Genomic DNA, 16,814 nt, shown 5'->3' with positions numbered 1-16,814 from the left:
AACTGCGTAGGCTTGCACACCACTTAGCAACACAACCTCCCAACCTGAAGTTATTGAATGGTTCAGCCAGGAAGAGTCATTACCTATATATGTAAATAATAGACCATTGAGGCCATTGATGTGTGTTTTTTGCGCAAACTTTACTTATTTCTTATTTCTAAATAAATGATTTGCAGAAGCTTGCACCGTAGGCATAATCGTCATTTCTTCGATATCCATATGTTGGGGACGAGTAATACAATATACAATGGCATCTGCTATATCCTCTGCCAATAAGGGTTGAAAATCCTGATAAAACTGTTTTGCTTTTTGCTTATCATTCCAACGTACTTCACTAAACTCCGTTTCTACTGCCCCTGGAGCGATTTCAGTAACACGAACGGGGCTACCCAGCATATCAAGTCTCATTGATTTTGAAATAGCATGTACCGCATGTTTCGTTGCACAATAAACATTACCGTTCGGATAACATTCATGCCCCGCCACAGAACTGATATTCACTACATGACCACGACCTCGTTCCAGCATACCTGGAATCAAAGTACGACTTACATAAAGCAGCCCTTTGATATTGGTATCAATCATGACGTCCCAATGTTCTTCAATTCCTTGTTGCAAAGGCAAACTATCCAATGCCAATCCTGCATTATTAATTAAGACGTCTACAGATCGCCATTCATTCGGTAAAGAGCCTAATTGTTTCTTGACTTGTTCATGATCACATACGTCTAAAGGCAAAACGTAATGCTCTTCTCCGTATTGTTGATTCAACTCTTCTGCCAAAACCTGGAGACGTTCACCACGTCGAGCGCTGAGTATCAATCGAGCTCCATGCTTTGCACTCAATCGTGCACAAGCCTGACCAATACCACTGGAAGCTCCTGTAATTAAAATAATTTTATTGGTTAAATCATTCATCTCTTAGCCTCTCAATTTCTCACAATTGTTTATTACTTAAATTAAAGAGAAATACAATGAAATTAATAAAAAATATTTATCTCCAAGCACCTTGAAGACATAGAATAGGATAAGTTGTTGGGAAAGATTTTATTCATGTTGCTGTAATAAATGCACCACTTCTTCATCTGTCGTTTGTGAAAAATCATTGTACCACAATCCTACAGCATAAAAATTTACCGGGCGCATTGGACAAATGATCTCGTCAACTAATGGAGCGATTTCCTCGCAGGTCGAGCGTGCAGCAACTGGAATTGCAACAATAAGTTTTGCTGGTTTTTTTTGTTTCAAAGCAGCAATTGCTGCGCGCATGGTATAGCCGGTTGCAATTCCATCATCCACAAGAATTATGGTTTTCCCCAATAACTCGGGAGAGGGTTTCGTGCCCCGATAAACCCGTTCACGTCGCAATAATTCTTCTTGTTCGGATTTTTGAATATTATTAATCGCCTCTGTGGATATGTGTAATAAATTGACTATTTCTTCATTTAAAACAGTTATCCCTCCAGAGGCAATAGCTCCCATAGCTAACTCTTCATGTCCAGGAACACCTAGCTTACGTACAATAAAAATATCAAGCGGGAGCGATAGCTTATGCGCAATTTCATATGCTACAGGGACACCTCCTCGAGGTAATGCCAATACAATTACATCTGTGCGCTTTGCATAATTCTTTAGCGAATCTACTAGAACACGGCCTGCTTGATACCGATCATCATAGTTCATTGCCATATTCCTCCAAAACGATCCTTCAAATTGAAGTCTAGTCCATACTTCGTCATGTAACAAAGTATCTGGTGCCTATCCTTGGTCGTATTCTGTGTCCTCTCCTCACCATAGATACATATGTACATGTATTTATCTACTATGCTTAATTTAATAATCAGCTGTTCTCATGGAGGAAATAGCGATGAATGTTACTGAAAAGATTATCAAAGCGCATCTTCTTGAAGGAAAAATGGAACCAGGAAAAGAGATTGCCTTAAAAATAGACCAAACTCTTTGTCAAGACGCGACAGGCACCCTGGTCATGCTTGAATTAGAAGCGATAGGTCTTGAGCGAACCCAAGCTGAAATTTCTGTTCAATATGTAGATCACAACTTAATCCAAGAAGACAATAAAAATTCTGATGATCATCTCTTTCTGGCAAGTGCAGCAAGACGCTTTGGCCTTTATTTTAGCCGACCTGGTAATGGCATCAGTCATGCGGTGCATATGCAAAATTTTGGAAAACCAGGTAAAACATTAACCGGATCAGACAGTCATACCTGTGCCGCAGGATCCTTGGGAATGATTGCTATTGGCTCAGGGGGGTTGGAAGTCGCAATGGCAATAGCTGGTTATCCATTGTATATAAAAATGCCCAAAGTTATGGGCATTCATCTAACCGGTTCTCTACCCGAATGGGTTAGTGCAAAAGATGTTATTTTAGAAATGTTACGTCGTTATGATGTAAAAGGTGGTGTGGGCTACATTTTTGAATATTACGGGGAGGGTTTAAAACACCTAAGCGCCATGGATCGCCACGTAATTGCCAATATGGGCGCTGAACTAGGAGCAACTACTACGGTATTTCCTTCAGATGAAATCACCAGGGAATTCTTACAAAGCCAAGATCGCGAAAATGACTGGATTGAATTAAAAGCAGACAAAAAAACAGCGTATGATGAACACGCAGAAATCAATTTATCTAAACTGATACCACTGATTGCGAAGCCTACAAGCCCAGGAAATGTCGTCCCAGTTGCCGAAATAGCAGGCCAAGAGGTTTATCAAACCTACATAGGCTCCTCAGCCAATCCTGGTTATAGAGACTTTGCGATTGCAGCCGAAATAGTAAAAGGACGAACGGTTCACTCTAATGTGTCTTTTGATATTAATCCAACTTCACGGACTATTCTAGAAGAATTAGTACGAGATGGTCATTTAGGAAGTTTAATTCACGCAGGTGCACGCATTCACCAGGCAGGATGCAATGGATGCATTGGGATGGGCCAGGCCCCTGCAACAGAAAAGAACAGTTTACGCACGGTACCAAGAAATTTCCCAGGGCGCTCAGGCACTGAGGAAGACAAGGTTTTTCTTTGCAGCCCAGAAACTGCAGCCGCATCGGCATTGACAGGATTAATTACCGATCCTACAACTTTAGATATGCCGTATCCTAAAATAAAAATACCAAAAAAAAGGATATTAAATCATGCCTGCTTTGAAGGACCCCTACCTTTAGATGAAGCAAAAAAAATAAACTTAGTGAAGGGGCCAAATATCGTAACTTTGCCTGAACTTCAACCATTGCCTTCTTCATTGAAAATACCGGTGTTACTTAAAGTAGAGGATAATGTTTCAACCGATGAAATTTCCCCGGCAGGGGCAAAAGTTCTGCCTTATCGCAGTAATATTCCTAAAATTAGTGAATTTACCTTTACTCATATCGATTCGGACTACGCTGATCGTGCAAAAAAAAATAAAAAAGGTCATGTGATCATAGGCGGAGAAAATTATGGGCAAGGCTCTAGCCGAGAACATGCAGCTTTAGCTCCCCGCTATTTAGGTTTACAAATAGTCATTGCCAAAAGTTTTGCCCGCATTCATTGGCAAAATCTAATCAATTTCGGTATTTTACCTTTAGTCTTTAAAAATCCTAAAGATTACGATGCTATCGGTTTAAATGATGTTGTAGAAATCAATCAATTGCCTGACATTCTGGATAATGAGACATTTAAAATAAAAATCAATGACAAAGAAGTGGAGGTACAACAAACCTTATCCAAACGCCAAATTGAGTTGCTAATTGAAGGTGGATTAATTAATTGGGTGAAAAAAGATCTTAAAAAGAAGAAATAGAGCACAAAACTGATTTTATTTTTCAATTTATTGGATAAAAATGACCAGAGGTAGGTATCCTCATTTTTTGATAAAAAAACCCACGCAAAATTTTTTCACTACGTACTGCTCATAAAGCGCGGTACGTAGCGAAATTTAAATTAAAGTGATGCTCCCTCAGATGAATATGACCCACCCTGCGGATATCATTGCGGGCTGTAATCATGAATCAAAGTTCAACTCTGGTCCTAAAGGCACAATTTGTGTTGGGTTTATGTTCTTATGACTAAAATAATAATGTTGTTTGATATGTACAAAGTTTACAGTCTCACTCACTCCGGGATGGTGATACAACTGTTTTAAATAAGGTTGTAGGGCCTCATAATCACTTATACGCTGCTGATTTGTTTTGAAATGACCGTAATATACGGCATCAAAACGAATTAGCGTCGTAAACAAGCGCCAGTCAGCCTCAGTTAACTGTTCCCCGAATAAATATTTTTGGTTGCGTAAGCGCACATCCAGTTCATCAAGTAAAAGAAATAATTGTACATACGCCTCTTCGTAAGCTTGCTGCGTTGTCGCAAAACCACAGCGATACACTCCATTATTAATCGCATTATAAATTCGCTCATTTAATGCATCAATTTCCGCACGCAGTGGTTCCGGATAAAAATCTTGGGTATCTCCTGTTAAATGATTAAATTCCTGATTAAACTGTCGAATAATTTCTGCTGATTCATTACTAATAATCGTTTTTTCTTTTTTATCCCACAAAATAGGTACTGTGACCCTACCGCTGTATTGATTGGCTGCTTTGATATAAAGCTCATATAAATAGTTAAGTCCATAAAGGGAATCTCCGGTAGCTTCCATCCCTTTTTTAAACTCCCAACCATGTTCAAGCATATGAGGGTGCACAATAGAAACATCGATATAATCATCTAATTTTTTGAGCTTTCTAAAAATCAAAGTGCGATGTGCCCAGGGGCAAGCAAGTGATACATACAGGTGGTAACGTCCCTTTTCAGCAGGAAAACGAGCGCCGGGTTCATTACTAATTGCCGAGTGAAATTGTGTAGGTTCCCGTTTGAATGTTCCTCCTGTTTTAGAAGTATCATACCAAACATCATGCCATTGACCATCAACTAATTGTCCCATGATTTATCCTTAGTTCTATTTGATAAACTGCTTTTTTTACAAACAATAGATTATGCTATATATTTAAAACTACTTCAGAAAAGAATAGCACATGAGTAATTCAAATAATCCATATCTATCAGGAAACTATGCTCCGGTTCACGATGAATTGGAGGTTAATCAATTGGAAGTAATTGGTGAAATCCCCAAGGATTTACTTGGCGCCTATATGCGCAATGGCCCAAATCCAGATTTCCCACCCCTTTCCTATACTTATCCATACGATGGCGACGGCATGATTCATGCTGTTTATATAGCAGATGGTAAAGCAGCGTACCGGAATCGATTTGTTGAAACCAAAGGGCTACTTAAAGAACGAAAAGCGGGAAAAGCACTTTATGGCGGCGTTTTACACCCTGCACCAATGGATCCTAAGTGGGCTGGACCTGAAGATGATCCCGTTGCTATAAAAAATGGCGCATTTATTCATATTATTCGTCACCACGATATTTATCTGGCGCTCAGTGAATCTGCTCCAGCATATAGAATGACAGCACAGTTGGATACCCTCGGTGAATGGAAACCTTCTCAAGACCAGCATGCGATAGAAGTTTGTGCTCATACTCGGTTAGATCCACTAACCGGCGAGTTGTGGTTTGTCAATTACGGCTTAATTCCACCTTATCTTACGTTTTATCGATTGGATAAGCATGGAGGCAATATTCAAAAATGGGATATTGAAAAAACCTCTTGTTCTATGGTTCATGATTTCATTTTAACAAAAAATTATGTTCTTGTTTTTGACTGTCCTGTGATTTTTGATATACAGCAGATAATGTCTGGCGGAGCTGTTTTGAATTGGCGTCCTGAGCTCGGAGTACGTATCGGTGTTATGCCACGTTCAGGCGGGCAAATAAAATGGTTTCACACCGAATCATTTTTTGTATTTCATTTTGCTAATGCTTATGAGCAAAACCATGACATTGTTATTGATTACGTTAGGCACGAAAAAATCGTTCTTTTGCAGGAAGAACAGCGCCAACCGGTTCCTCCCAGATTAAATCGTACTGTTCTTAATCTGCAAACAGGAATAATGAAGCATACCGTACTGGATGAGCGGCTCGTAGAGTTTCCTCGTATTAGGGATGACCAAAACAGCCTATCCCATCAATTTATTTATACCCCAACAAAAACAACAGAACCTAATCCAAAGCAAGCCTTTAATGCGCTAATAAAATTTGATGTAACAAATCAACGTTCATGGATCCATGATTTTGGCCCTCATGCAGAAATAGGAGAGGCAGTTTTTGCGCCAGCTGCAACCCATCAATCGGAAGATGACGGTTATTTGCTGTTATATGTATACGATAAACGTTCAAAGCAAAGTGAGCTCGTTCTATTGGATGCTCTAAATGTCCAGAATGATCCCATCGCCCGCATTCAGATGCCTCGCCGAATTCCCCACGGTTTGCATGGTTCGTGGATGCCTGGAATTTGGTAATTATGGGATACAACAATGACCTTTAATACAAATTATTTTTGATTTATTTTAATTTTTAGATCCATGCTATGATGCATTACTTAAATCATTTATTAATTAATTAATGAATAGAAAAATAGTTTGCATCGGTGGTATAACCGTTGATCGAAAATTAACTTCGATTCATAAATTGCAATTGGAAACCTCCAATCCCGTTTCTTCCTCATTTACGTTTGGCGGTGTTGCCCATAATGTAGCGCATAATCTTGCTTTGCTGACGAATAACGTGCACATCTACAGCGTGGTTGGGCAGGACAATTATGGATTGCAGGCAATAGAAAATTTGAAAAGAATGGATGTCCATATCCAAAATATCCTTACACTTCATGACAAACCTACTGCTCATTATGATGTTATTCTTGATAATGAAGGTGAATTATTTCTTGCTTTGGCAGACATGGAAATTTTTGATCATATTCCTTTTGCGCAGTTCACTCAATCCTGGAGTGAGTGGGGTAATGAAGAAATTGTTTTTCTGGATACAAATTTACCCCAAGAAATAATCGAATATGCGATTCAAATAGCACGCAGTCAAAGTATCAAGCTATGCATTGATCCTGTCTCTGTAGTCAAAGCAAAAAAACTTCCAGCGGGTTTGGAAAATATTTTTCTACTGAAACCCGATCGTTTTGAGGCAGAAGCATTGACTCATATTCAGATTCATTCAGTATCCGATTGCATCAAGGCAGGCCAAGTTTTATTGGATAAAGGAGTTAAAAATTGCATTATCAGTTTGGGTAAATCAGGCTATGTGATTGTTAATGAAACCATTCAAAAACATTTCCCAGCATTCCTTATCGAGCCAATTATTGATGTTAACGGGGCAGGAGATGCTTTTATTGCTGGAATTCTGTATGAATTAAAACAAGAAAAACCAATTATTGATGCATGTCAGACCGGAGCAGCAATGGCTGCTTTAACCCTGCAATCGTGTCATACGGTAAATAAACAGATTCATTATGAAGCACTAAAAAATATTCAGCTTAAATATAAAATAAGAGAAACGGATTATGAAGCAATTTTTTGATTACTCTCCAGAAGTACAATCAGCTCTCGAAAATAAAAAGCCTGTGTTGGCTTTGGAGTCCACGATTATTTCGCATGGTATGCCTTATCCTGATAATTATGAAACAGCTCAGGCAGTGGAACATATTGTCCGTGAATACGATGTCACTCCGGCTACTATTGCAGTGATTGATGGGAAAATAAAGATCGGTTTAACAGAAAATGAATTACACCAATTTGCATGCAATAAAGAGGTTTTAAAAGCAAGTCGACGCGATTTGCCTTTCATAGCAACCAACAGGTATTCTGCTGGAACCACGGTTGCAGCAACCTTATTTTGTGCCGCTAAAGCAGGTATTAAATTATTCGCTACGGGGGGAATTGGCGGCGTCCATAGAGGTGATGTCCAGGATATTTCTGCTGATTTAATTGAAATATCAAGAACACCGATAGCGGTTATTTGTGCTGGTGCAAAAGCCATCCTTGACCTACCCCGTACCTTAGAGCTTTTAGAAACAATGAGCGTGCCTGTTATTGGTTATCGCACACAAGTGTTACCCGCATTTTACACTGACTCGACTCAGTATTCATTATCAACTTGGGTAGAGGACGTACCCACCCTTGCTGAAATAGTAACTGCTCATTGGGATATCGGCATGTCTTCGGGAGTATTAATTACCAATCCGATTCCTGCAGAATTTAATATTCCGCTTGAAGTGATTGAACCAGTAATCGCGAATGCCATACAAAAAGCAGAGCAAAATAATATTTCAGGAAAAGCATTAACCCCTTTTCTCTTGGCCGAAGTAGCCCAACTGACTCAAGGCAAAAGTTTGCTCGCCAATATCGCTTTAATTAAAAATAATGCACGTCTGGGCGCAAAGCTCGCACGTGCTGTTCTCGCTTTAGGACGAAGCAAACAATGAGTAATTGTTTGACTGATCATCTACTAATGCCAATAAGTAGATTGGGTAATATTGACCTGACACATAGTCACCTTTTCATTTAAATTCTCTTATATAGCGCATATAAGGCTCGGTATATATGCGAAAAAATATATGGAGGTTCCTAATCAAAAAACTGATGAACGCTCAGGTCGAACCACTCAGCTACTCGCTAAAAAACTATTGCATAAAAAACAATCCTAATATAAATGCAGTATATTTGGGAAAATTCTTTATGAGAAAATCCGTACCCTTCAAATGAAAAGTATTGTTTATGAAATTCGTTTTCAGCCTCCTCTTCTAAAAAAGGGGGGTATCACCTTATTAAGGTGATAGTGTTTTTTCGGAAAGCATTAATGCCAATTGGTACTCTTGATTCTGGTAAAAATCAGGCCAAAATTTAATAAACTGACTTAAATTTTTATTAGGAACAAGATATTTACCTCTAATATCTTGATCGGTAATGGGATCAGGAATTGGTATCGTGTTACTTACCGAAGGTAGATTCACTTGTTTGCTGCTTATCCATTGGCTTATAGAGCTTTTTTCAAATGAATGACCACTGGGACTTAAAACCGGCTCTTTCAAGGTAGTCGAAAGGATTGGGTCTTGAATATCCTCTTCTATTTTTTGCAACTTAGCCCAGTATTCTTCGGGGTTCAACGAAGTTGCCGATACGTAGTTAATAATTATTTTAAGCCTGATATTGGGATAATAATGTTTACCTTCCTCTAAACCAGGAAATTCGTCCAATAAACTGAGACGTTCATAGCTAATACCATCACTAAGAAGTGTCACAGGATCTTTCATCACTTTTATTTGTCCGGTTTTGCGGGTTGTCATTGGGCATGAAAGTGCAATAAGCATCCCTTCGGGTAAAGTAACTGTGGTGGCTTCAAGCTTGGATTGCGTTGGAATCGCTACATCAGTAAGATAGTGGGTATAGCCAATTAATTTTGTCTGTTGCCCTACTTTGGGGTTAACGCGATTTTCCATTTTATAACCATTCGTGTCTAGAACATTTAATAATCCAGGAAGATGAGGTTGCACATTTCCATCAGTCATTTGAATTAGCCCACCTGACGAATCAACAACAGCAAAAAATGAATCACTTTCTGGGGCTGAATTATTTACTATCCATCCACAATCATTTGATAACATATAGCGTTGGGGTTCATTCACTTTCCACTCTTCTGATTCTTTATCGTAACTAATGGATTGAACTGTAAGCAAACCTTCTACTCGGCTATCACGTATTAGCCATAACCGCTCGCCATTTATTTGCAGCCCGGCGATTTTCAAAGAGAAATCAGAGTTCTTGCTTAGCCATTTAGCCTTTGCGAAAAGAATTTGATTGGCTTCATCCGGTCCCATCTGATCGTAGATAAAAATATCCGCGTCGTGACTTTCCTCCATCTTAATTTGCATTTTTTCTCCTCATGATTGGTGAAGTGTTATTTTTAGAACAGATTAAATAGTACAGACAAACGAACAAATAATATAACTGTCTGATTAATAAATAAAAAATTTATACAAAAAATTTAAAGCTTAGAAAGTATCCTATTAAGACTGATGAAAGATTCTTTAAAGAAAAAATGAACAATGTTATGCAGCCTAGATTTTCACACTAATGCTCAGCAAGAAGTTGAGAGCCTCAGTGTGATGTAGTCATGTATTATTAATTGATAGTAGCTTTGTTTTCATGCTCATGGGATTCCACTCCCGAGTCTTGCGCATGGATCTTCTCCTGCCACCAATGTTTCAATTGATGACAACCATGCACTGCTGCGCGATATAAATCAGGAAGGATGGATACAATGGCATCAAGAAAATCCATAACTCCACCCTTATTGAAACCATAAATGCAGCGACTGAATTCGGCACCCTTTTTACTTAGCGCAATCGTATCATCTTTTTTGAAAAAGCTCTCTGGCTTGAACCCCAATTCAAATCTTTTTTCATATTCGTGTAACTCTTGAGTAAACACTTCTTCGATATCATTTGCAATCAAGTGTCTTACTTGAGTTTCTGTAAGAACGGGATAAAGTACCACCATCATCTCACGTATTGCTTTGTTCTCTGTTAAATTACGAATAATCCTGTCCTTACGTTCATCAGGGCCTTCACCAAGGCTCCAATTACATGCACCGACTAAAAGTGTTAATGCTTCATGATATTCAGCATATGCAGTAGCGCGTTGATTGATAAAGTATGCTGCGGCTGCCCAACCTATCCAACCTATAAAACCAATTACCGGAAGAAAAGATAACGCAGTTGCTGTGACTCCAAAAACAACACTTCCAGTAATTTTTTGATCAATACTTTTTAGTTGTATTGATTTTTTTTTAACTAGTTCAGTGCATTGTTTTAAAAATTCAGTATGATTTGCATTGGTTGTTAGAAAGTGCTGTTCCGCTGTAATGGCAAGCGCATTATCATCCGCCCGAGCAGCTTCACCAATAGCGAAATATTTTTGTGATTCCAATTGCAGTTTATTTAATTCACTATTGATACCTAATTGAGGAATAGGCGTATAAGCAGATTGTTTTTTTATTCCGACAGTCTCTAATACAGTCTCTAATACTGATGCCATTTTGGTCACTCATAATAAAAATGAAGAGGGCATTCTAAATTTTATTTTACATAATAACAATAAAGAAATGTGCAAAATGATACTTAGTTGAATAACTTATTATACCCTTTATGAGATAATGGGTACTCTGTTTTAAAAGCATAAGGAACAGAAGTCGCCTGGCATGGACTAACTTGTGCAGGAGCGTTTATACTTAATTTTTTTTCGCGATTAATTCTTTAATATCAATTGCTATATCACGGATTGTTTTTTCTTTGCCTATATCATTACGAATATCAAGATCAAATTCATCCTCCAAGTCGAAGAAAAAATTAACTAAATCCAAAGAACTAGGAACAACTTGATCAATCGATTGATCCAAGTCAATCTCTTCAGGCGAAATTTCCTGGGTTCTTGCAATTAAATGAATAACACGATGTTCTATTGTTTGCTCCATAAAAAATCCCTCTTTCGATTCAAACAAGATAATTAATTTGTCTTTTAATTGAGTATACAGTCAGCGCTCATGCAACTCCATTAATATTTATCCATTCATCAATTTGATACTGAGGTCGAGAATTTTGTGCCCACTTTAGTAGCCAAATCGTTTAAAGCATTGGGTTCCTAAAGATTTCATGGCGCTGCATTGAATTATTGTTGTTGTGGCTGCCGCATCATTGGCTATTTGAATCACATAGGACTGACCATTTGCACATAAGATATTCCAATATGCTGCATCATTGCGATCAACTCCTTGATAAAAAGATTCAAGAGGAGAACAGGCTCCGCCTGCTGCATTGATAATACCGCTTAGTATTTGTGTTTTTTGCGCTGATGTTCTACTCAATAAAATATCATTGGCAATATTGGCATAATTACAGGAGGAAAATACCAACAGAAAAAGCATCATCGTAGACTTACTCATAATGCATCCTTAAAATTGAGTCGCATTGCTGTAGCAAGATTTTGGTCTATATGATGTTATTGTAGAATATGGAGTGGATTTCTCCATTTCAATCCAAGAAACATTAAAGAGTCTATAAACCGCTTTGCATCTCCTCCATACTATGCATCAAGCCGCGGTATAGAGGGAAATCTTCAGGTTTCTGCAGCACCTCATCCCACAAACTCAGCTAGAACCTAGCGTTCATCACAGACTGTATAATATCCATGACGGAAGGGATTACTGCGCGATCTAAACTTATAATCTCGACAACGTTGTCCATGATCATCGGTATATCGTCTGTCTAAACGGAATGAAAAATCACCAAAATTCATATCCTGCTGCCACTCTCGTTCCTGACGGGCTCTATCTTCTTCGTCCATTTGCTTCAAAAATTTACTGAGTTTACTGGCATGCCCTACAGAGAAGAGGGAAGTAATGAGCAGAAGCAAGATTATTTTTTTCATAATTAGAAACCTAAAGACACAAAAAGGTCTTTATTAAAGCATAAATTTACTCAACAGACAAAAAAATTAAAGGAAAAGGGTAAAGAAAGTGTATACTCGAAGTCATCATGATCATTGAATAATCAGGGAATTCCCATGCCAGGACAGCCATTTAAAATAACTATGCCATTCGTTTTGCTGAGCATGATACTTTATCTTTTGTTACTTTCCTTTATTCAGTATCCTTTGACCACTTTGCTCAAACCTATTCCCATCGCTTTACTGATGTTCTTTGTCTTTCAGGTCAATCCAGAAAAACAGATAAAACGTCTTCTACTACTTGCCTTAGGATTTTCACTTCTTGGTGATGTCTTTTTGACTCTTCCCATAAAAATGGCTGTGCAAGTAGGGATTTTGGCATTTATGGCGACACATTGCAGCTATATCAGTTTATTTTTAAAGAACCTGCAATTTCAAAGAAAGAATTTGTTCGCTTTTTTACCCATCTTATTATTTGTGCTTATAAGCTTTTACTTTTTATCCCCCTATCTGGGAGAAATGAAACTACCTGTAGCAGTCTACTTATGCTTGCTGACCTTAATGGTATTTTGTTCCTTTCAACTCAAACAGCACTCATTATTGCTACGAACTGGAGCCTGTCTTTTTTTGCTTTCTGACTTTGTTTTATCATTAGACTTATTTATTCTATCGCATAATAAACCCATCGCTGTTTTAATTATGTTGCTCTATTACATTGCCCAAGCTCTATTAGTAGTAGGTATCACTCAAACAAAAGAAAAGGTCTTTCTCGAGTTACAAAGCATATTTCGCGGTGTCAGGCTGGCGTAGTTTTTGTTTTTATTTACCACTACGTAACAAGAGTAAATAATTTCAAGAGATACAATAATTAGGAAGTTACACTAACAATCGTGATATTCACTACAAAGCCTAGATATTTTTTCCATATAACCGGTAATCGGTCTTTTTGATTGATTGCTTGTGGACACGTTTTGGAGGCAACAGCAGTCGTGAAATAGCCTTCACCCTTATTTTCCGGAAAAATGTTGATTTCTAAAATTGCTCCTCTTTTATTTTTATAAATAACTGTTTTTTGCTCAGCAAAAACAGATTGAGCCCAAGAGGAGGTTGCTGCAATTGTGACACAAAAGAACGACTATAAATTCATTAGATACTTTTTTGTTTTTAAACAGGGATTGATGCTAGATTGTTGTTTAGCATCTTACTCAAAAGTGGTCACATAGTATCTTAAAAATGGTATAGACAAAATATTCGTTACATTAAGAATGCATCATTGAAGAGTAGAGGTCTAATAACTCTTTTGACACACGAGGTTCTTGAGCTTAATATACATAGCTTAATTACTTCAATTGCATATCCGTTGTTGTTCCACATTTAAATAATAAAGCTCAGGATGGGTTTGAAATGCATAAGCTGATGCTCGTTTGGTTGACTATTTTACTGCTCGCTGCCTGCGAAAAAGAAAATAGATCGTTTAGTGGATATGTTGATACCGATCTTGTCTATTTGTCTTCTGATTTTGGTGGGCGCCTGACTGACTTAGCCGTATTAAAGGGACAATTAGTCAAAAGAGAACAATTCCTATTCAAACTCGAACAAACCAGTGAACTTTATAATGTACAAATGAGTAAACTGAGCAAACAAAATCTGCTTGCTCAGCGCCAACAAATTTTGACCCAACTCAACTACAATGAAATCAATTATCGTCGTATTCAGGGAATGCGAAAACAAAATGCAGCAAGCCAAAGTGATCTGGATGCAGCACAAAGAGATTTAAAAATTTCAAAAGATCAACTTACTGACATCGATGTTAAAATCCAAAACAATCAGATTGAAACAAACGATAAAAAATGGCAAGTGACACGCAAAGAAAACTTCGCTACAGAACGAGGAATTATATTTGACACTTACCATAAGCAAGGTGAGTTTGTTCAAGCGGGCGCTCCTGTTCTATCCTTGATTACCAGAAATAATATTAAAGCTGTATTTTTTGTTCCAGAGGCAGAACTTTCTAAATTGCGTCTTAACGAACAAGTTAAGATTAAGACGGATAAAAATGAAAATTTTGCTACGGGACATATTTTCTATATTTCAAATATTGCTGAATTTACTCCTCCTATCATTTATTCCCGTGAGGAACGTCAACGTCTTGTATTCCGTGTCGAAGCAAAAATTGATTCTCCTGATTTAGAAAAAACTCATTTGGGACTACCTGTCACATTGGAATTAGCTGATGAGTGATTTTGCAATTGATGTAAAAAAACTAACAAAAAAATTTGATGAAAAAGTCGCGGTGGATCACATTAGCCTACAAGTAGAGAAAGGCTCTATATTTGGCTTTCTTGGTTCAAACGGTAGCGGTAAAACAACCACTATTCGAATGATTTGTGGCCTTTTAACTCCCACCGACGGAGAAGGAAATTGCCTTGGATATGACATTAAAACTCAAAGCGCTGAAATCAAAAAACATATAGGCTACATGCCTCAGAAATTCAGTTTTTATACGGGATTAACTGTCCATGAAAATCTGCGCTTTACTGCGGATATTTTTCAGGTAAAAAATTCGGCACAAGCGATCGAAGACATCATCAAAGATCTTGGATTAGAGGACTATCGAAAGATACAAGCAGGTAATTTATCAGGAGGATGGAAACAACGCCTGGCCTTGGCATGTAGTTTACTTCATAAGCCGCAATTATTATTCTTAGATGAACCAACCGCAGGTGTTGATCCCAAGGCACGTAAAGAATTTTGGGATTATTTACATAAAATTTCCTCTCGTGATGGCACCACAATTTTAGTAACAACTCATTATATGGATGAAGCGGAAAAGTGCACTGATTTAGCCTACATTAATTTAGGAAAACTCTTGTATACAGGCAGCACAAAAGATTTAGTTCCTCAATCTAAAGTCAAAGCCTATGTATTGGAAGTCGATCGAAAAGAGCAAACTCCATTAATGGAAAAAATACATGATGCACATCCAAAGTTATTGGCTTCAATTGTAAATAATGAATTGCGAATTTCATCACGAGATGCTCAATCACTAAAGCAAGTGATTCAAGAAAACAATGATCGTCCAAGTAAAGAAGTCACTCCTTCATTTGAAGAGGTTTTTATCGGATTAATGCGATGAACTATAAAAATCTTGCACAAGGAATATCTTTAACTCGACTTGGTGGTTTAATACGTAAAGAATTTATTCTTGTCAGTCGTGATCGCGGTACAATCGCGATGCTCGTTATCTTACCAATCATGTTACTTATCCTTTTTGGCTTTGCCATTGAATTCGATCCGAAACATCTGCCCACCACTATTATTAGTTATGATAATTCTCCATTGACTCGAAGCTATGTCAGCTCACTTGAAGCTTCAGGATATTTTAAAGTCATTTATGAGGGATTTGATGAAAATAAGAGAAATGAAGATTTTGCAAATGGAAAAATCAGCTTTGCGTTTACCATCCCCCCAAATTTTACCCGGAAGTATGTTCGTAATGAAAACCCCCAATTACTGGTTGAAATCGATGGGTCTGATCCAGGAAGCAGCGCAAGTGCGCTCAGCAATGCTCTGCCCATATTGAATCAAACTCTGGATAGGTTTAATAAACAAGGTTTAGGTTTCTCATCCACAACACATTCAAATAGAAGCGTCGATCTCATCACCCATAGACTTTATAATGAATCGAATATCAGTTCTTATAATATCGTTCCTGGTTTAATTGGAGTATTGCTTACTCTAACTTTAGTGATGCTGACCTCGACTGCCATCACTTCCGAAAAAGAAACCGGCACCATGGAAATGCTGTTAAGTACTCCGTTAAAGCCATTAGAAATCATTCTTGGTAAAGTGATCCCTTACATTGTTTTAGGTTATTTACAACTTACAAGTATTTTAATTTTCGGTAAGGTTCTGATTCATATTCCTACTGAAGGAAGTATTTTATTGCTTTATATCGCCGTAGCACCGTTTCTTATCGCTAATTTAATGGTAGGCATGATTTTTTCTACAATCGCGCGTTTGCCTATGCAAGCAATGCAACTTAGTGTCTTTTTTCAATTACCTTCAATGTTTTTATCAGGTTATATTTTTTCTTTCTATGGTATGCCTACATGGGCACAGTTCCTGGGATATTGCCTGCCAATGACCTATTTTACCCGGATTGCGCGTGGAATATTACTGAAGGGCAATACATTGAGCCAAATTGTTCCTAATATTTTACCTATTTTATTGATTGCCTTTATTTTGATTATTTTGACGGGGAAAATATTTCGAACAAAGCTCGACTAGGATCTACTGAATTCACTAAGTTGAGCCAAAAATGGTGTGATTTTAGAGCAGCGAAACGCAGCATACCTGCAAGTATGTACACTTAAAATCGCTCATTTTGGCCAAGATAGTAAA

The 16,814-nt window shown here is 37.8% G+C and carries 16 protein-coding genes; 8 read left to right on the top strand and 8 right to left on the bottom strand.

Annotation, left to right across the window (positions count from 1 at the left end; all coding sequences use genetic code 11):
• Positions 1-144 precede the first annotated feature (144 nt).
• The gene (locus tag Lpar_RS07985) at positions 145-918 is read right to left on the bottom strand and encodes an SDR family NAD(P)-dependent oxidoreductase (RefSeq protein WP_058517449.1); all 774 of its coding nucleotides are present in this window, start codon (positions 916-918) and stop codon (positions 145-147) included.
• Between the two features lie 129 nt (positions 919-1,047).
• Positions 1,048-1,683, bottom strand: a complete 636-nt coding sequence (locus Lpar_RS07980) for a phosphoribosyltransferase (protein ID WP_058519207.1) — start codon at positions 1,681-1,683, stop codon at positions 1,048-1,050.
• Between the two features lie 184 nt (positions 1,684-1,867).
• On the opposite strand from Lpar_RS07980, the gene Lpar_RS07975 reads away from it, so the two are divergent.
• Positions 1,868-3,802, top strand: a complete 1,935-nt coding sequence (locus Lpar_RS07975) for an aconitate hydratase (protein WP_058517448.1) — start codon at positions 1,868-1,870, stop codon at positions 3,800-3,802.
• Positions 3,803-4,003: 201 nt separating this feature from the next.
• Here the strand turns inward: Lpar_RS07975 and Lpar_RS07970 are convergent, their stop codons facing one another.
• A complete protein-coding gene (locus Lpar_RS07970) occupies positions 4,004-4,942 on the bottom strand; it encodes a glutathione S-transferase family protein (RefSeq protein ID WP_058517447.1) in 939 nt (312 codons plus the stop codon).
• 91 nt (positions 4,943-5,033) lie between these two features.
• Here Lpar_RS07970 and Lpar_RS07965 point away from each other — a divergent pair, with 91 nt between their 5' ends.
• The 3 genes from Lpar_RS07965 to Lpar_RS07955 all read left to right on the top strand — a co-directional run bounded on the left by Lpar_RS07965 (position 5,034) and on the right by Lpar_RS07955 (position 8,392).
• Complete coding sequence (locus Lpar_RS07965) at positions 5,034-6,422, top strand: carotenoid oxygenase family protein (RefSeq protein ID WP_058517446.1); 1,389 nt, start codon at positions 5,034-5,036, stop codon at positions 6,420-6,422.
• 103 nt (positions 6,423-6,525) lie between these two features.
• Positions 6,526-7,488, top strand: a complete 963-nt coding sequence (locus tag Lpar_RS07960) for a carbohydrate kinase family protein (RefSeq protein WP_058517445.1) — start codon at positions 6,526-6,528, stop codon at positions 7,486-7,488.
• Positions 7,472-8,392: a pseudouridine-5'-phosphate glycosidase gene (locus Lpar_RS07955; protein ID WP_058517444.1), complete on the top strand. Its 921-nt coding sequence runs from the start codon at positions 7,472-7,474 to the stop codon at positions 8,390-8,392. The genes Lpar_RS07960 and Lpar_RS07955 overlap by 17 nt, the downstream gene beginning before the upstream one ends.
• Before the next feature lie 342 nt (positions 8,393-8,734).
• Here Lpar_RS07955 and Lpar_RS07950 read toward each other — a convergent pair whose 3' ends face one another.
• From Lpar_RS07950 to Lpar_RS07930, 5 genes are all read right to left on the bottom strand, one after another.
• Entirely contained in the window at positions 8,735-9,838 is a 1,104-nt protein-coding gene (locus Lpar_RS07950) for a U-box domain-containing protein (RefSeq protein WP_058517443.1), read from the bottom strand.
• Between the two features lie 250 nt (positions 9,839-10,088).
• Positions 10,089-11,003, bottom strand: coding sequence for a hypothetical protein (locus Lpar_RS07945; protein ID WP_058517442.1), 915 nt, complete (start codon positions 11,001-11,003; stop codon positions 10,089-10,091).
• Positions 11,004-11,196: 193 nt separating this feature from the next.
• On the bottom strand, positions 11,197-11,439 hold the full coding sequence (locus Lpar_RS07940; protein WP_058517441.1) for an acyl carrier protein: 243 nt from the start codon (positions 11,437-11,439) through the stop codon (positions 11,197-11,199).
• A 135-nt stretch (positions 11,440-11,574) separates the two neighbouring features.
• On the bottom strand, positions 11,575-11,907 hold the full coding sequence (locus Lpar_RS07935; protein WP_058517440.1) for a hypothetical protein: 333 nt from the start codon (positions 11,905-11,907) through the stop codon (positions 11,575-11,577).
• 215 nt (positions 11,908-12,122) lie between these two features.
• Complete coding sequence (locus Lpar_RS07930) at positions 12,123-12,392, bottom strand: hypothetical protein (RefSeq protein WP_058458486.1); 270 nt, start codon at positions 12,390-12,392, stop codon at positions 12,123-12,125.
• 135 nt (positions 12,393-12,527) lie between these two features.
• Between Lpar_RS07930 and Lpar_RS07925 the strand changes: the two genes are divergently transcribed.
• The 4 genes from Lpar_RS07925 to Lpar_RS07910 all read left to right on the top strand — a co-directional run bounded on the left by Lpar_RS07925 (position 12,528) and on the right by Lpar_RS07910 (position 16,700).
• Positions 12,528-13,220 (top strand): lysoplasmalogenase, encoded by a 693-nt coding sequence (locus Lpar_RS07925; RefSeq protein ID WP_058517439.1) that lies wholly within the window; start codon positions 12,528-12,530, stop codon positions 13,218-13,220.
• Between the two features lie 594 nt (positions 13,221-13,814).
• Entirely contained in the window at positions 13,815-14,651 is an 837-nt protein-coding gene (locus tag Lpar_RS07920) for an HlyD family secretion protein (protein ID WP_058517438.1), read from the top strand.
• On the top strand, positions 14,644-15,546 hold the full coding sequence (locus Lpar_RS07915) for an ABC transporter ATP-binding protein (protein ID WP_058517437.1): 903 nt from the start codon (positions 14,644-14,646) through the stop codon (positions 15,544-15,546). The genes Lpar_RS07920 and Lpar_RS07915 overlap by 8 nt, the downstream gene beginning before the upstream one ends.
• Positions 15,543-16,700 (top strand): ABC transporter permease, encoded by a 1,158-nt coding sequence (locus Lpar_RS07910; RefSeq protein WP_058517436.1) that lies wholly within the window; start codon positions 15,543-15,545, stop codon positions 16,698-16,700. Before Lpar_RS07915 ends, Lpar_RS07910 begins: the two co-directional genes overlap by 4 nt.
• Positions 16,701-16,814 lie beyond the last annotated feature (114 nt).

The organism is Legionella parisiensis, from assembly GCF_001467945.1.
In the GTDB taxonomy this organism is placed as follows: Bacteria; Pseudomonadota; Gammaproteobacteria; order Legionellales; family Legionellaceae; genus Legionella; species Legionella parisiensis.
Note: the sequence above shows the minus strand (reverse complement) of the source record. Positions and strands in the feature narration are given on the sequence as shown.

Coding starts and splice junctions, on each gene's coding strand:
- Lpar_RS07955 (WP_058517444.1), top strand. CDS start 7,472: ATGAAGCAATTTTTTGATTACTCTCCAGAAGTACAATCAGCTCTCGAA.
- Lpar_RS07925 (WP_058517439.1), top strand. CDS start 12,528: ATGCCAGGACAGCCATTTAAAATAACTATGCCATTCGTTTTGCTGAGC.
- Lpar_RS07950 (WP_058517443.1), bottom strand. CDS start 9,838: ATGCAAATTAAGATGGAGGAAAGTCACGACGCGGATATTTTTATCTAC.
- Lpar_RS07965 (WP_058517446.1), top strand. CDS start 5,034: ATGAGTAATTCAAATAATCCATATCTATCAGGAAACTATGCTCCGGTT.
- Lpar_RS07915 (WP_058517437.1), top strand. CDS start 14,644: ATGAGTGATTTTGCAATTGATGTAAAAAAACTAACAAAAAAATTTGAT.
- Lpar_RS07935 (WP_058517440.1), bottom strand. CDS start 11,907: ATGAGTAAGTCTACGATGATGCTTTTTCTGTTGGTATTTTCCTCCTGT.
- Lpar_RS07970 (WP_058517447.1), bottom strand. CDS start 4,942: ATGGGACAATTAGTTGATGGTCAATGGCATGATGTTTGGTATGATACT.
- Lpar_RS07920 (WP_058517438.1), top strand. CDS start 13,815: ATGCATAAGCTGATGCTCGTTTGGTTGACTATTTTACTGCTCGCTGCC.
- Lpar_RS07985 (WP_058517449.1), bottom strand. CDS start 918: ATGAATGATTTAACCAATAAAATTATTTTAATTACAGGAGCTTCCAGT.
- Lpar_RS07960 (WP_058517445.1), top strand. CDS start 6,526: ATGAATAGAAAAATAGTTTGCATCGGTGGTATAACCGTTGATCGAAAA.
- Lpar_RS07940 (WP_058517441.1), bottom strand. CDS start 11,439: ATGGAGCAAACAATAGAACATCGTGTTATTCATTTAATTGCAAGAACC.
- Lpar_RS07930 (WP_058458486.1), bottom strand. CDS start 12,392: ATGAAAAAAATAATCTTGCTTCTGCTCATTACTTCCCTCTTCTCTGTA.
- Lpar_RS07980 (WP_058519207.1), bottom strand. CDS start 1,683: ATGAACTATGATGATCGGTATCAAGCAGGCCGTGTTCTAGTAGATTCG.
- Lpar_RS07975 (WP_058517448.1), top strand. CDS start 1,868: ATGAATGTTACTGAAAAGATTATCAAAGCGCATCTTCTTGAAGGAAAA.
- Lpar_RS07910 (WP_058517436.1), top strand. CDS start 15,543: ATGAACTATAAAAATCTTGCACAAGGAATATCTTTAACTCGACTTGGT.
- Lpar_RS07945 (WP_058517442.1), bottom strand. CDS start 11,003: ATGGCATCAGTATTAGAGACTGTATTAGAGACTGTCGGAATAAAAAAA.